The following is a 15737-nucleotide window of genomic DNA, read 5'->3' on the forward strand; positions in this document are numbered from 1 at the left end:
TGAGATCCTCGTGACTGGCTCAGCGGGAGGAAACGCGGCCTTCCGAGTCCACGTAATAATTTTTTACGCGCTTTTCATCAACCAGCACCCGGATGTTGTATCCGCGCTGGCCGCCTTTGTTGACCGGGCTCGCGGAAAGCACCCGGCCACCGGTCTCGCGACGTACCATGTCGGCCGCCTGCTCGAGAGAGATACCGGCTGGTCTGGAATAGTAGTTGGGCTCGGCCTGCTGATCGGCACGGGCAACGGGTGAGAACGCCATCGGCAGCACCAGCAGCAGGCCGATCAGCGCTCTGCGCCCCACCGTCTGCCTCACACTCAACTGCTCTGACCTTCTCAAGCGATTCTTCCGTTCGGTACTTTCTGTTTCAGGGCTTTCTGTTTCAGGGCTTTCTGTTTCAGGGCTTTCTGTTTCGGTACTTCCGTTTCGAGCTTTTCTGTCCGACTCTTTCTTTCCGACTCTTTCCGTGCCGCCGCACGCAACTGTCTGCGTTGCGTACGGCGGTCATTGTACCCCCAAATCCCATCAGGCCGGCGTGACGTGCACCCGCACCCGCAGGTATTTACCCGGGTCGTGATCCATGCGGGTGGTGAACAACTCGCCCGCATAGCGGTAGGTGACATCGTAGCCACTCAGCTGCATCTCCTGCCGGGACTCCTGCACGGTTTCACAGACCTCTTCGGTACGGTAGCTCACCGGCTGCCGGTAGTAATCGCCTTCCCGGCTGGCTGCATTGCGGTTGGAGATGTCCCGGCCGATGGTACCACCCAGCACCGCACCCACCGCAGTACCCACCTTCTTGTTGGTCTTGTTATGACCCACGGCGTTGCCGATCGCACCACCTATGATGGCGCCGACAATCGGACCGGTGTAGGAACGGTACGGGCTGCGGGGGGTGTCGTAGGACACCGGAACCTGTTCGAGTCGGCATTGCTCCACCGGCACCCGATAGGTCACGGTCTCGTACACCGGATCCACACCGACCACTTTAGCCCGGTCGTAGCTGGTACCGGCCATCGCCAGAGAAGGTACCAGGAGGACGGGAATCATCAGTTTTGCCACAGACATCGAACTGCTCCTTATTGATGTTCGTGGCGGCAGATTAGCGGCAGCAGACTGAACACATTCTGAATGCCCGAAAGCCCTTGAAAACCGGGCTCCGGGAGGCGCCTTCGGCCACAGCCGTGACGGATTTTTCACGCCGGCCCGACCGGATGAGACCGCCAGGGAGTTCGGAGGGCGGTTGATCAGAGCGAGGGCGAGGACGGGCTACCCCGGGCCTCGCTCGGCAGCTGCGCTGGCCTGGCAAGATCAACCGCAGGGGTCCTCAGCACTGAATTGGTGAAGGGCGCAGCCTAGGGAACCTCTGAACAAGTATCACTGCCTCAGAGCTTCTCGCCGCCGTCACTGCAAGGCGCGATCCGAAAGCAATACTGGTTGTATTGGTGAGGGTCGCAACGCGGCAGTGGCGGCGGCGAGAAGCTCCCGGAGGGCGCGTCTTCCCGGCGCTGTGGACTGCGTTGCACTTCTTGGCAATGGAACCACCATTGCCGGCGAAGCGCGCGTTCCTGAGGACAGGAAAGCCACAGCGCCGGGAAGACACGCTGAGGCAGTGATACTTGTTCAAAGGTTCCCTAGCGGGCATCCAGCCGCACCAGCGCATGATGTCCGTCCAGGTGACCCGTGAGGTTCGCAAAGCGCGGCAGATCCTCGAGTGCCCAGAGCGTGAGCCGTTCATAGTGGGCGATGAAGCGGGTCAATTGCGCTTCATCCATACCCGCAGCCATGCCCGCTGCGAGTCCAGCGGCATCGCGCTGTGCAGCGCTGACCAGTCCGGCCTCCTGCTGTGCCCGCCAGCGATGCACGGCGCTGATATCCGGTACTGCGAGAAACAGCAGATCGTCGATGAGGGACCATAACGCCGGATAGTCGAGCCGCAACCGTTCGTTGACGAAGCCACGCCAGTGCCCTTCGCCATCCTCCAGTGCTTCAAGCGGATTGCAGGGCAACGTCAGGGCGTCCGGCGGCTGGGGACGCACGCCCAGACACCAGCCTTCGAACACCACCACCTCCACAGCGGCATTGATGCGCCGGACCGCGCCCTGATCATCCCTCGCCTTGTCGAATACCGGCACCTCGCAGGCGACACCTGCCAGCAGCTCGGCGATCACCGCCCGCGCCCGGACGACGTCATGGGTGCCGGGCACACCCCGGGTCGCCAGCAGCGGATGGATGGATCCGGCCAGTTCGGCACGCCGGGCGCGGGAAAGATAAAAATCGTCGAGAGACAGGCTCAGACTGTTCACCCCCAGCGCCTGCAGCGCCTCGCAGGTGAGATGCGCCAGCGTAGTCTTGCCCGCACCCTGCCCACCGCTGATACCAAATACACGCCGGCCCGACGCGACGGTTCGCAGCGCCAGCGCCACGGCCAGTCTGCGCCAATCCCCGGGCGCATCTGCCGGCAGCCGCTTGAACAGGCGCTGCGCCGCTGCGATCTCCTGACCGGGGGCGGCAATCTGAACCAGCTCGGCAAGGGACAGAACTTGGGGAACCATGAGGTCTCGATGGGTCTAACAGGCTGCATTTAACGAGGGATTCCCCGCGAATGGCCACTCTAATCGAATCCACCACGGCGTTGTATGACCGGGGAGTCAACACGCTGCGCCATTTCGACGGTCTCGCGTCTCTGCTGCTGCGCCTCATTCTCGGGCCGGTACTGATCGCGTCGGGCTGGGAGAAAATCACCGGATTCAACTGGTTCGGCGCAAGCCTCGACAGCTTCCCCTTTCCCTTCAATCTCATCCCTGCGGATGTTTCCTGGTTTCTGGCGTCCTGGAGCGAGTTCCTGGGCGGCATCGCCCTGCTCCTCGGTCTCGGTGTGCGACTGTTCGCCCTGCCGCTGGCGGTAGTGATGTTCGTGGCGGCCTGGTCTGTGCATCTCGACAACGGCTGGGCGGCCATCGCGCCATCCAATCCCTCACCGATCTGCATTCCGGAGGATCCCGCACGGGCCGAGGCCAGCCTCTTCCAGCGCTTCGTGCACTGCTACAACGTCAATGAGCGGACGATCGAAGCTTCGAAGCGGCTCGATGTGGCGAAAGACATCCTTCGCCGCGAAGGCAACTGGCGCTACCTCAACGGCAGCGGCAGCATCGTCAAACTCAACAGCGGCATCGAATTTGCCGCCAGCTATTTCGCAATGCTGCTGGCACTGGCCGTCATCGGTGGCGGCCGTTATCTGAGCCTCGACTACTATCTGGGACGGCTGGCCCGAAGACGGTTACCACCGGAGCGCTCCCCAGCCTGAGATCGAGCAACTGTTCCTGCAGCATGACCTACAGATGCCTATAATCGCGCCCTTTCACAGCAACGGTAGAACGGTGAACCACTCCCGTATCCCCCTGTTTCTGGTCCTCGCCCTGACACTGACGGCCTGCACCAGCAATCCAGACGCCATCCCTCAGGCGACCTCAGCCACCATCGAGGTGCGCAAGAGTCCTAACGATACCCGGGAGTACCGCTACCTGGTGCTGGAGAACCGGTTGCGGGTGCTCCTGGTATCCGACCCGGCCACGGACAAAGCGGCGGCTTCCCTGACCGTGCAGCGCGGCAGCAATCATGATCCGGCAGATTTCCCGGGGCTCGCCCATTTTCTCGAACACATGCTGTTCCTGGGCACCGAAAAGTATCCCGAGGTTGACGGTTATCAGAAGTTCATCGACGCCCACGGCGGCTCGACCAACGCTTATACCGCTGCCGACCACACCAACTACTTCTTCGATGTGCAGGTCGAGCATTTTCCCGCCGCCATGGACAGATTCGCCCAGTTCTTCATCGCTCCCGCATTCGACCCGGCCTATGTCGACCGGGAGCGCAACGCGGTCGATTCGGAATACCAGCTGCAGCGCAAGGACGATGGCTGGCGCGGCTGGGCTGCCCTGAAGGCGGTCATGAATCCGGACTATGCCGGTGCCCGCTTCAATATCGGCAGTCTGGAAACCCTCTCCGGCGAGATCGATGCTGCCCTGGCGACTTTCTTCCACGACAACTACAGCGCCGATCAGATGATCCTGGTGGCACTGGGTGCCGAATCCCTCGACACACTCGAAGGCTGGATCAAACCGATGTTCACTGCCATCGCGGATCGCCGCATCGGACCTGCACCGGTGCCCGAGCCCGTCTTCACTGACGAACAGCTGCCCGGCGTACTCACCTACCAGACGCTGAAGGCCCAGCACAGTGTCAGCTACAACTTTCCGATTCCCGCAACCGAAGCCTACTATCGCACCAAGCCGGCGGACTATCTGACCAACCTGCTCGGTCACGAGGGGGAAGGCAGTCTGCACCAGAGTCTGAAGGCCCGGGGACTCATCGAATCCCTCGCCGCGGGGACCAACCGCTTCGATGACCGCAATGCCTTCCTCAGCATCAATATCGAACTGACCGAGGAGGGCTGGAACGACATACCCGCGATCACCGAAGCTCTGTTCGGCTATATCGCGCTGCTTAACAGAGAAGAGCCGGAAGCCTGGCGCTACGATGAACAGGCCCGGGTCGCCGAGCTGGGTTTCCGCTTTCAGGAAGCGACCAGCGCCACCGGATTCGTCTATCGTACCGGCCCGGCACTGGCCCTCTATCCGCCCGAGGACGTGCTCATTGCCCCCTACCTGATGAGTGGTTTCGATGGCCCGCTGATCAAGCGCTACCTCAGTTACCTCACCCCTGAGAACCTGCTGATGGAGGTCTCGGGAGCGGATGTGGAAACCGATCGGCTGGAGCGCTTCTTCGAGGTGCCCTATCGCCTGGAACGGCGACCTGCGCGGATGGGTAAAGTGAACCAGCGGGGTCTGCACCTTCCCGAACCCAATCCTTTTCTCCCGGAGCGGCTCGAGCTGCTGCCGCCGGATGACCTCGGACCGATACTTGCGGTCAGCCAGCCCGAGCAAAGCAATCTGGATCTCTGGCTGGATCTCGATGTGGAGTTCGGCACGCCCAGAGCCAACCAGTATTTCACGCTGGGTGTACGGAATGGTCTGAATGGCGCCCGGGACTTCGCCATGGCACAGATGTATCAGCGTCTGGTAGTCGACACACTGAACCGCTATACCTACCCCGCCTACCTGGCGGGCCTGGGCTATCAGCTCAGCGTGGACGCAGCGGGTTTCACCCTGAACCTGTCGGGCTATTCGGACAAACAGGCAAGCCTGCTGGATGCGGTTCTCGAAGCCCTCACCGGCACGGCCGTCGATCCGGGCAAGTTCGAACTCTACAAGGCCGAACTGATCCGCGAGTGGCGCAATTTCCGCAATGAGCGCCCCTACTCCCAGACCTTTTCCGCGCTCAACAATCTCATGCTCTCCGACAGCTTCGCGCCGGATCAGCTCGCAGACACCCTGGCGGGCATCGGCGCCGACGATCTGGAAGCCTGGCGCCAGAGCCGGCTTGCCAGATTCGCCGTGGTGGGTATTGCACATGGAAACATGGACACCAGCGCCGTGCAGCAGATCGGCGAGCACCTCAGCCGCCACCTGCCGCTGGCGGATTTTCCTGTACAGCGTGCCCGCCTGACACGCATTGATCGGAACTGGCTGCAGGAAGTCCCCATCGATCACAACGACGCCTCCATTGCGCTCTACGTGCAGGATCCGGAACCCGGCTATCCCCATCGCGCCCGCAGTGCGCTCGCCGGACAACTGCTGGGACAGGCATATTTCAGCGAACTGCGCACCGAACAGCAGCTGGGCTACGTGGTCAACCTTTCGAATCGGACTTTCAAAGATCAGGGCGGACTGGCGTTTATCATCCAGTCACCGGTGGCATCATCCGCACATCTTGAGGCAGCCACCCGCACCTTCATGAAAGAGCAGATCGGCGCGCTCGGTGCACTGGCGCAGAGTGACTTCGACCAGCACAAGGCGGCACTCATCAGTCGACTGACCGAACGGGACAAAAACCTGGGTGAACGTTCAAGGCGTTACTGGGCAGAGCTGTCCGCGGATGTCACCACCTTCGATTCCCAGCTGCGCATTGCCGAACTCATCGGCACACTCTCAAAGCAGGACATGATCGAGTATCTGCAGGGCGTGATCGGCCGCCTCGACAGCGCCCGGGTGCTGGTCTTCAACCGGGGTCACTTCGAAGAGGTGCCCACACGCGGTGTACCAGTACCCGCCGGTGGTATCCCGCTGACCACTCAGGCCACCTCGAGTCGATAGGGCGGCAGGGAGGCCAGCAGATCCCGGCCATAGCGGCGGGTGACAATGCGTCGATCGAGCAGGGTGATCCGCCCCCAGTCCTGCTCATGCCGGATCAGTCGCCCGCAGGCCTGCACGAGCCGCAGCGCGGCGTCGGGTACCGAGATATCGTAAAAGGCATTGCGACCCTGGGCTTCCACCCACTCGGCCATCGCCTGGTCGAGCGGATCGTCGGGGACCGAGAACGGCAGCTTCACAATGATCACGTGGCGACAATAGTCGTCCGGCAGATCCACGCCCTCGGAGAAACTCGCAAGGCCGAAGATCACGCTGCGCCTGCCCGCATCCACGTCGGCGCGATGGGCGTCCAGTAGTGCCTGTTTCGAGCGTTCGCCCTGTACCTTGATACCCGCACGCAGCGCTTCGTCGAGCATATCCAGCACGGCGAACATCTGCCGCCATGAGGTGAACAGCACCAGGCTGCCGTGCTGATCGCCGAGCAGATCGGGCAGGCGTTCGGCGACTTCCGCAGTGTGCGCCGCAAAGTCCGAGGGCTCCGCTTTCATCGCAGGAACGTGCAGCACGGCGATGCGCTGAAAATCAAAAGGACTCTGAATACGCAGCGTCATCGCTGCCGCCAGTCCCGAGCGCTCGAGGAAACGATCGAAGCGACCCACCGCGGTCAGGGTGGCCGAAGTGCATATCGCGGCGAAGCAGCGCGACCAGAGGGCGTCCTGCAGCAGGGTGCCCGGCTGGATTGGCGCGCTCACCAGTTCCACGTCCTCATCGTAGCGGTTGGCCCAGCGGGCATGAGCGCCGGATACCGGCCCGGCGCTGCCGCCTGAAGCCCGGGCATAGTCTTCCAGCAGACGGGTGGTCGCCTGGGCCCGGGCATGCAGCGTGCCCAGTGCAGGCAGCCAGTCTTCCGCTTCAAACGCGCGCTCCCAGTGCAGCTCACCCCGGACCACGTCCTGCAGCATTTCGTGGGCCCGATCGATGTCTTCCGCCAGCAGCCGGAATCTCCGGTATGCCCGGGCGGCCAGTTCCGACAGTCCCGCGGGAATCTCGCCCACGGGAAAGCGGTGGCAGGCGGTGTGATCATCCCTTGGTTCGAAGGGCAGCGCCTGCACAGCGTCCGACAGCGCAAGCAGCTCACCGCCACCGGCATCCTGATGTTCCGCACAGCGGGTGGCCAGGGCCATCAGCGCCTCGGGCCTGCCGAAGCGCTGAGTCATGCTGCCAAATACCGTACTCACCGTGTCGAGCCATGCCGAGGTGCTGCGCAGCCGGGTGGATGCGGAAAAGTGCTGCTGGGTCTTGGCAGGCAGATGATGGGCTTCGTCGATGATGAAGATGCAGTCCTCAGGATCCGGGAGTACGGCACCGCCACCCAGGGAGAGATCAGCGAGAACCAGATCGTGGTTGGCTACGATCACATTGCAGCCGGCGAGACTGGCTCGCGCCTTGAAAAAGGGACACTGTTTAAAAAAGCTGCACTTGTTGTTGCTGCAGCCGCGATGGTCCGTGGTGACCGTGCGCCAGAGATCCGCATCCAGGGGTGTGGACCAGCTGTCGAGTTCGCCATCCCACTGACGATCGCTGAAGGACTGCAGCATCGACTGGTACACCGCCTGCACATCGTCGCCAGCCGCCGCCCCGGAGAGGGGAGTTTCGAACAGCGGTGTTTCGCCCGCACCTGCATATTTGAGCCGATCGTCCAGCCGTTTCAGACACAGGTAGCGGCCTCTCCCCTTGGCGAGAACGAAGCTGAACTCGAGCCCTGAACGGGATTTCAGATCCGGCAGGTCCCGGAATACCACCTGTTCCTGAAGAGCGACGGTTGCGCTGGAGATGACCACGGTTTTTCCCAGCGCCGCACCGATCGGAATCGCTGCCAGCGCGTAAGCGGCGGTCTTCCCGGTGCCCGTGCCGGCTTCGATCACAGCCAGCCGCGGTTCGGCACCGGTGAGCGTGCGGGCGATGGCGGCGATCATTTCGCGCTGGCCGCGGCGCGGCCGGAAACCCCGGGCACCCAGCCAGGAACGGTAGGCGACCTGAATGTCTTCCTTGAGTGTCGGGCCGAGAATTGTTTCGGTCATCGCGACTCGCGGGCACTCAAAAGAAGAACCAGGATTTCTTGAACTGCTTTTCGCAGCCATTGAGCTGCCGCTGATAGTTCGCCGCGCGCTGGGCGACGCGGCGCGCGTAGCCCTTCACTTTCGCATCGTTGCGCCACACACCTTTCGCATAGCCGGTTGGCCCCACGTAGTAGGCGAGGTAAAGACTGTAGGCGTCGGTTTTCTTCAGACCCAGACGCCTGGCGCTGCGATCGTTGTACCAGCCGACAAAATCCAGCGCATCGCGCAGATCGTCGCGTTCCTTGAACCAGCTGACACCGGTTGCCTTCTTGTAGTCCGACCAGGCTTCATTGGTAGCCTGGGCATAGCCATAGGCGCTCGATGGCCGCTTCCAGGGGATCACCCACAACAGCTTTTCCCGATCGGGCCGGGCGTCGGACTGATAGCTCGACTCCTTGTGAATGAACGCCATGCCTACGGGAATCGGCAGCCCCCACTCTTTCTGCGCAGCGTGAGCATGCTTGTACCAGCTGCGTTTTTCTTCGAAGACTTCGCAGATGTTGTCCGGGCGGGCTGGCGGTTTGCTGCTGCAGGCATGCAGGCCCAGCAGCAGCATGGCAGTGGCAAAGGCAATGAGGCGCGGGTCAGGCATCACCGGCTTCCAGTCTGTTCAGCACCACGAGAAACGCCGCTTCATCCATCACCGGCACACCCAGCTCTGCGGCTTTGGTGAGTTTGCTGCCCGCACCTGGACCGGCAACGACCTGATGGGTCCTGGCGGAAACGGATCCGGAGACAGTGGCTCCGAGCGCTTCCAGGCGCGCCTTGGCCTGGGGACGTGTCATCTGTTCCAGCGTACCGGTCAGCACCCAGGTCTGGCCCGCCAGCGGCGCGCTGCTGCCTGCACCCGGAACCGGATCGGGCCAGCGCACACCCATCTCACGCAGTCGCGCAATTCTGGCGATATTTTCCGGATCACCCAGATACTCCCGCACACTCTGCGCCACCGCGGGCCCGACGTCCGGCACGGTGGTGAGTTCTTCTTCATCTGCGGCGATCAGGGCTTCCAGCGAACCGAAGTGAACGGCCAGATTGCGCGCTGTGGCTTCACCGACTTCACGAATCCCGAGCGCGTAGATGAAACGGGCCAGGGTGGTGTTGCGGCTTCTGTCCAGCGCAACCAGCAGCTTGGCCGCAGATTTCTCACCCATGCGCGGCAGCGCGGAGAGCGTCTCAGCGCTCAATCGAAACAGGTCCGCGGGCTCCTGCACCAGTCCCTGCTCCACCAGAACGTCGATGAGCTTGTCACCAAGGCCCTCGATATCCAGCGCCAGTCTGGAGGCAAAGTGCCGCAGCCCTTCCTTGCGCTGCGCCGGACAGCGGGCGATTCCTCCGGAACAGCGTGCCACCGCCGCATCGGCGCTGCGCACGATCGCGCTGCCGCACACCGGGCAGGTTTCAGGCATCACCACCTTTGGTGCATTTTTCGGTCGCTGGGAGGCAATCACCGCAGTGACCTGGGGGATGACATCGCCCGCCCGGCGCAGCATCACCCTGTCCCCGATATGCAGATCGAGGCGGGCGATTTCGTCCATGTTATGCAGAGTGGCATTGGAGACTGTGACACCACCGACAAACACTGGTTCGAGTCGGGCGACGGGGGTGACGGCACCGGTGCGACCCACCTGGAATTCAACATCCAGTAACCGTGTGGTGGCTTCTTCCGCCGGATACTTGAAGGCGATGGCCCAGCGCGGCTTGCGGGTGACCGTGCCAATGCGCTCCTGCAGCCGCAGCGAGTCGACCTTGACCACCACACCGTCTATGTCGTAACCGAGCTGATCCCGACGTGCCAGCAGCCGGTCCAGATAGGCATAGACGGCTTCCAGGTCGTCGCACTGACCTACCTCGGGATTGGTACGGAAGCCCCATTGCGCCATCTTTTCCAGTGCTTCGGTATGGGTGTCGGGCTGCCAGGCGCCTTCGACCCAGCCGATCGAGTAGCAGAACAGGGTGAGCGGGCGTGTCGCGGTCAGTCGCGGATCGAGCTGCCTGAGGCTGCCGGCTGCTCCATTGCGGGGATTGACCAGGGTTTTCTGATTGAGCCGTCGGGCTTCGGCATTGAACTGCTCGAAGGCCGCCAGGGGCATGTAGATCTCTCCCCGGACTTCCAGCCGGGGCGGCAGGTCGGTGCCGACCAGACGCAGGGGTACGGCACCGATGGTGCGCACATTGGCGGTGATGTCTTCGCCACGCTCCCCGTCTCCCCGGGTCGCCGCCAGGGTCAGGACACCACCTTCGTAAGTCAGCGCCACCGCCACGCCGTCGATCTTCGGTTCACAGGTCAGGCGCAGTTCGGCATCGGCATCGATGCGCGTCCGGCAACGGTTCAGCCAGTCGGCCACCTCCTCCCGGGTCGTGCATTTTTCCAGAGATAGCATCGGCCGTTCATGGGTGACCTGGCGGAAAGTGGCGAGGGGGGCAGCCCCAACCCGCTGGGTGGGAGAGTCCGGCGTTACCCAGTCGGGATGCGCTGCTTCCAGGGCGCAGAGTTCGTCGAAAAGCGCATCGTACTGAGCATCAGCGATCTCGGGATCATCGAGCACGTGGTAGCGATGATTGTGGTGATGGAGCAGCGCACGGAGTTCCTCGAGCCGGCTCTTCTCACGCCGCTGCTCTTCACGCCCTGCGCCTGCGGTCATGCCCGCTTCGACATGCGCCGCCGGGAAAACTCCAGCACACGCTGTCGGTAATGCTCCACCGTCTGGGGTGTCATCACATTGCGCTGCTCGTCCTTGATCTCACCACCGAGGGTGCGACAGATAGTTCGCGCAACTTTCAACATGTCCTCGAATGCCTCCAGCGGATTCTCGGGTCCCGGCAGCTGCAGAAACAGACACAGGCCGGGGGAGCGGAAACTCTCCATTTCGGACATGTCGAAGGTGCCCGGCTCGACCGCGTTGGCGATGCTGTAGTGCACGACCTTGGTCAGCGGTTCCACCCGATGAAAAATGTTCATATCGCCCCATTTGAGCCCTTCCGAGCGCAGCACGGTGAACAGACCATCGCCGGTGTAGGGCGCACGACGATCTGCCAGCACATTGAGGACCAGCAGTTCCTCTACGGGCGCAGACGCGGCGGGCTCAGCCCGCTCCAGGGAGCGACTGGATGCGGGCCGGCTGGCCGTGGCACGATCGGTAACAGCAGCGCCGGAAAAGGACGCTGAGCCTGCGCGCTCGGGGGTACGGCGCTGACTCAGGCGGCGCGAATTGCGCGACGGTTCGGTGACCAGTGGCTCGGGAAGGGACACATCGGCCACCTTGGAACGTGCGCCTGCGCCAGGGACAGTCGCAAAACCGCGCTCCGGCAGGGGCTCCTGAGCCTGGCCGGGTATCTGAAGCCGGGGTTCGGCCCGGGTATCAGCGCGGGTCCCGGATCGGGACTCACGACGCTGTTCAGGCCCCACGGGCGGCGTCCGGTCGGATCGCACCGGAGCCGGTGGCGGGCCTTCGCTGGGTTCGAGCAGCAGAGGCGGCGGATCTTCGAGGGGCAGAGCATTCTGTTCCGGCTCTTCCCGGCGCGAACGGGACACCCGCGCACCGCCATTGGGCAGTTCACCTTTCAGTCGGGCCATGTCGTCGATGAGATCCGGTATCAGATCCGGCTGGATGTCGAAGCGCAGATCCCTGCGCCGTTCCAGCCAGGCAATCCAGAAACCGTGGGCGATCACCGCGGCAATGAGAAGGCCGCCCCCAATCAGGATGAAATCTTTTATGTCCATTTCCGGCTCCTCGGTCGCAATTGCGACTTCGCTTCTCTCGAACTCTTCAACCGCAGCCTGGGCCTATCCGGCCATCGCTGCAGCTTCCTCCACGTCCACGGAGACCAGTCTCGAGACACCCGGTTCGTTCATCGTCACACCCATCAGCTGGTCGGCCATTTCCATGGTCAGCTTGTTATGTGTGATCACCACGAACTGTACGTCACGCGACATGTCTTTGATCAGCTCGGCAAAACGCTCGACGTTGGCATCGTCGAGTGGCGCATCCACCTCATCGAGCATACACACAGGGCTCGGATTGAGATGAAAAATCGCGAAGATCAGCGCAAGCGCCGTCATCGCTTTTTCGCCGCCAGAGAGCAGATGCACACTGGCATTACGTTTGCCCGGTGGTCGCGCCATGAGCGAAACCCCGGTATCGAGCAGGTCCTCCCCTGTCAGTTCAAGATAGGCGTGTCCTCCGCCGAAAATTTTTGGAAACAGTTCCCCCAGTCTCTTGTTCACGGTTTCGAAAGTATCTTTGAATCGCTGCCGGGTTTCCCGGTCTATTTTTCTGATCGCGGACAACAGAGTTTCGAGGGCCTGTTCGAGGTCCTCATTCTGCTGGTCGAGATAGAGTTTACGCTCGGATTGTGATTTGAATTCATCGATGGCGGCCAGGTTGATCGGCCCCAGTCGGTTGATACGCCGGTCGGTGGCTTCCAGCGCCTCGGTCCAGGCATCCACACTGGCCTCTTCGGTCAGGCCTTCCCGCGCCTGCTCCAGGGTCATCCCGGTTGCCTGCAGCTGGTCCAGAAGATTCTGGGCACGCACGGACTGGCCCTGCCGTTCTACCCGGGCGCTCTCCAGCCGGGATCGGAGATCTTCCAGAGCTGCCTCGGCATTGCCCCGCTGGGCTTCGAACTCGCGGATACCGGCATCCACGCTTTCCAGTAACCGCCGCACGTCCTTCAGCTCGCCCTCGACGCCGTGGCGTGCGGCCAGCTTCTCTTCGAGATCCTTCTTAAGCTCCGGCAGCGGCGTGGAGCTGGTGACCACACCCTGCCGCAGTTGTTCCTGCCTTTCTGCAAGCTCGCGCCGCTGCCGCAGCAGCCGGTCCCGGGCTGTCTCACCAGCCTGCAGGCGGGATTGCAGGCTCTGCCACTCGCTGTTCAGCCGGTGGTACTGATCGCGGCTCGCCCGGGCGGCTTCCCGGGCCGTGCTCAATGCGCTCTCACTCTCTGTTTTTTCGCTGGCCAGGTGCTCACGCTGTTCGGCGAGCTGATCCTGGGCCGTCAGCGCTTCGGCCAGCGCCTGACGCGCTGTGCTCAACCGGGTACTTTCTTCGCCGACCTGGCTTTCCAGTTCAGCACGTTCGCGGTTCAGTCTTTCGCGACGGGCATCCGCCTCTTCGAGCTGCACCCGACGCACACCATGGTCGGTGCGCAGATCACCGAGGGACTGATTGAGTGCGTTGATCTCACCCTGCTGGGCATCCCGGTTCCGCTCTGCCTGCTCAATCCGGGCACGCCCGCTCATGACTTTGCCCTGCAGCTCGGCCAGCGTCCGCTCAGACTCCTCGACCCGCAGGTTCAGGGTATCGAGTTCCTGGGCGCGCTGGATCACGCCCGTGCGTGCATCGCCGTCCCGGGCCATGAAGCGACGGATCCAGTCTGGTCCGAGCCACAGACCCTGCCGGGTGATGATGCTTTCACCTGGCTGCAGCGTTTCCCGGTGGCGGAACGCCACCGCGACGGATTCCGCTGCGTAGATGCCCTGCAGCAGGGACCCGAGGCGGAGATCCTGGCTGCGGATGAGGGTGGCAAGTCCAGGCAGTTCCCCGGCCATCTGCACATCGACACCCGCTTCAAGCAGCATGACATCCCCGGTGGTCAGGGCTTCCACGGCTGTCTGATAGTCGGTCACCCGGTCGACACGGATGGCCTGCAGCCGGTCACCGAGCACAGTTTCCACGGCCTGTTCCCAGCCGGCGACTACCGACAGCACCTCACCCAGACGGGCTGCTCCCGCCAGTCCCTGGGCTTCGATCCAGTCCCGGGCTTCCCGATCGTCGCGACCGAGTGCCGCCTGCTGCAGTGCCTGCAGACTGGCGAGCTCATGGCGCAGTTCCTGGACCTCGCCGCGGGCATCTTCGAGAACACGCTCGCGCAGCAGCAGATCTTCACGCGCAGCAGCGAGCTCGCGCAGACTCGCATCCACTTCTGCCTCGAGCCGGCTGCGGGTTTCTTCGTGTACTTCGATTTCCACTGCCAGAGACTGCACATCGTCCGAGGCTATCTCCGGCGCCTGTGCGGCATCCGAGTGCAGCTGTTCGAGACGACCGCGCAGCCGCTGCAGCAGTTGCTCGAGATGTTCGATACGCGAAGACTGCACTTCGGCATTGCGCTCATGATCGGAAAACGCCCGGGTGAACTGATCCCAGGCCTCCTGCCAGCGCCGATAACGGGCTTCGAACTCGGCGACCGCACCGGACGCCTGCTGATCAGACTCTTCCGCTGCCTGTACCTGGGGACCGAGCTCGGCGATACGCTGCTTCAGTTCGTTAATCTGACCTTCGTCCATCTCCAGCTGGCGGGAGGTTTCAGACGCCTGCTGTTCGACACTGGCGAGATCGAGTTCGAGCTGCTTGACCCGCTCCTGATTGAACTGAATTGCCTCTTCGACCCGGGCGATGTCGGCTCCAAGCTGATAGAAACGGCCCTGGATAGCGTTGAATGACTCGCTCTGATCCGCATGCTGCTGACGCAGCTTCTCGATCTCGGTGTCTATCCGCTGGGCGTCAGCTGCGGCCCGCTCGAACTGAACTTCGAGGTCGCGGATCAGGGCGTGGCGCGCGTTGAGTTCGGCTTCGAGGCTGGCATAGCGCAGGGCATAGAGTTCGGCGGTGAGTTTGCGCTCTTCCGCTTTCAGCACCCGGTATCGCTCCGCCGCCTTGGCCTGCCGATCCAGATGTCTGATCTGCTTTTCAAGCTCTTCCCGGATGTCATTCAGGCGGGAGAGGTTTTCCCTGGTGTGGCGGATGCGGTTTTCCGTTTCCCGGCGCCGCTCCTTGTACTTTGAGATGCCGGCCGCCTCTTCCAGATACACCCGCAGATCTTCAGGCCTTGCCTCGACGAGCTGACTGATCATGCCCTGCTCGATGATCGAGTAACTGCGCGGCCCGAAGCCCGTGCCCAGGAAGATGTCCATGATGTCACGCCGGCGGCATTTGTTGCCGTTGAGAAAATAGGCGGACTGGGAATCTCTTGTGACCTGGCGGCGCACGGAGATTTCGCCGTAGGACGCGTACTCGCCACCGATGCGTCCATCCCGGTTGTCGAACAGCAGTTCGATACTGGCAAGGGCCGTGGGTTTACGGGTTTTGGAGCCGTTGAAGATGACGTCGGTGAGGTTCTCGCCACGCAACTGCTTGGCGGAGCTTTCTCCCATCACCCAGCGCACCGCATCGATGATGTTCGATTTTCCACAGCCGTTGGGCCCGACGATGGCACATCGATTACTGGGGAGGATGACCGTTGTCGGATCGACAAAAGACTTGAATCCAGCGAGCTTTATTGCTTTCAGCCGCATAGTCGAGGCGCGCTTCGACCTTCTGGAGGGGCTCTGCGCGCTTGGGTCACCCTGGTTTTTGAAACGGCGCTAGTCTAAAGCAATTGCCGGATGAGCGTAACACCCGCACCGTC

General features: G+C 62.5%; 10 protein-coding genes. 2 read left to right on the forward strand and 8 right to left on the reverse strand.

The window, feature by feature from the left end:
- Positions 1 to 19: 19 nt before the first annotated feature.
- The 3 genes from R3E82_12205 to R3E82_12215 all read right to left on the reverse strand — a co-directional run bounded on the left by R3E82_12205 (position 20) and on the right by R3E82_12215 (position 2556).
- The gene (locus tag R3E82_12205) at positions 20 to 322 is read right to left on the reverse strand and encodes a hypothetical protein (GenBank protein ID MEZ5551646.1); all 303 of its coding nucleotides are present in this window, start codon (positions 320 to 322) and stop codon (positions 20 to 22) included.
- Positions 323 to 526: 204 nt separating this feature from the next.
- A complete protein-coding gene (locus R3E82_12210) occupies positions 527 to 1069 on the reverse strand; it encodes a glycine zipper 2TM domain-containing protein (protein ID MEZ5551647.1) in 543 nt (180 codons plus the stop codon).
- 566 nt (positions 1070 to 1635) lie between these two features.
- Entirely contained in the window at positions 1636 to 2556 is a 921-nt protein-coding gene (locus R3E82_12215; GenBank protein ID MEZ5551648.1) for a hypothetical protein, read from the reverse strand.
- 50 nt (positions 2557 to 2606) lie between these two features.
- Between R3E82_12215 and R3E82_12220 the strand changes: the two genes are divergently transcribed.
- Positions 2607 to 3308 carry a DoxX family protein gene (locus R3E82_12220; GenBank protein ID MEZ5551649.1) on the forward strand — a complete coding sequence of 234 codons (702 nt, stop codon included), beginning with the start codon at positions 2607 to 2609 and terminating at the stop codon, positions 3306 to 3308.
- 34 nt (positions 3309 to 3342) lie between these two features.
- Positions 3343 to 6216, forward strand: coding sequence for an insulinase family protein (locus R3E82_12225; GenBank protein MEZ5551650.1), 2874 nt, complete (start codon positions 3343 to 3345; stop codon positions 6214 to 6216).
- On the opposite strand, the gene dinG is transcribed toward R3E82_12225, so the two are convergent.
- The 5 genes from dinG to smc all read right to left on the reverse strand — a co-directional run bounded on the left by dinG (position 6195) and on the right by smc (position 15624).
- A complete protein-coding gene (gene dinG, locus R3E82_12230; protein ID MEZ5551651.1) occupies positions 6195 to 8294 on the reverse strand; it encodes an ATP-dependent DNA helicase DinG in 2100 nt (699 codons plus the stop codon). The genes R3E82_12225 and dinG overlap by 22 nt on opposite strands.
- 16 nt (positions 8295 to 8310) lie before the next feature.
- Positions 8311 to 8925, reverse strand: coding sequence for a lysozyme-like domain containing protein (locus R3E82_12235; protein ID MEZ5551652.1), 615 nt, complete (start codon positions 8923 to 8925; stop codon positions 8311 to 8313).
- Entirely contained in the window at positions 8918 to 10975 is a 2058-nt protein-coding gene (gene ligA, locus R3E82_12240; GenBank protein MEZ5551653.1) for an NAD-dependent DNA ligase LigA, read from the reverse strand. The genes R3E82_12235 and ligA overlap by 8 nt, the downstream gene beginning before the upstream one ends.
- On the reverse strand, positions 10972 to 12054 hold the full coding sequence (zipA, locus tag R3E82_12245) for a cell division protein ZipA (protein ID MEZ5551654.1): 1083 nt from the start codon (positions 12052 to 12054) through the stop codon (positions 10972 to 10974). Before zipA ends, ligA begins: the two co-directional genes overlap by 4 nt.
- 63 nt (positions 12055 to 12117) lie before the next feature.
- Entirely contained in the window at positions 12118 to 15624 is a 3507-nt protein-coding gene (smc, locus tag R3E82_12250) for a chromosome segregation protein SMC (protein MEZ5551655.1), read from the reverse strand.
- Between the last annotated feature and the right edge of the window lie 113 nt (positions 15625 to 15737).

This window comes from Pseudomonadales bacterium, from assembly GCA_041395945.1.
Taxonomy (GTDB): Bacteria; Pseudomonadota; Gammaproteobacteria; order Pseudomonadales; family Azotimanducaceae; genus SZUA-309.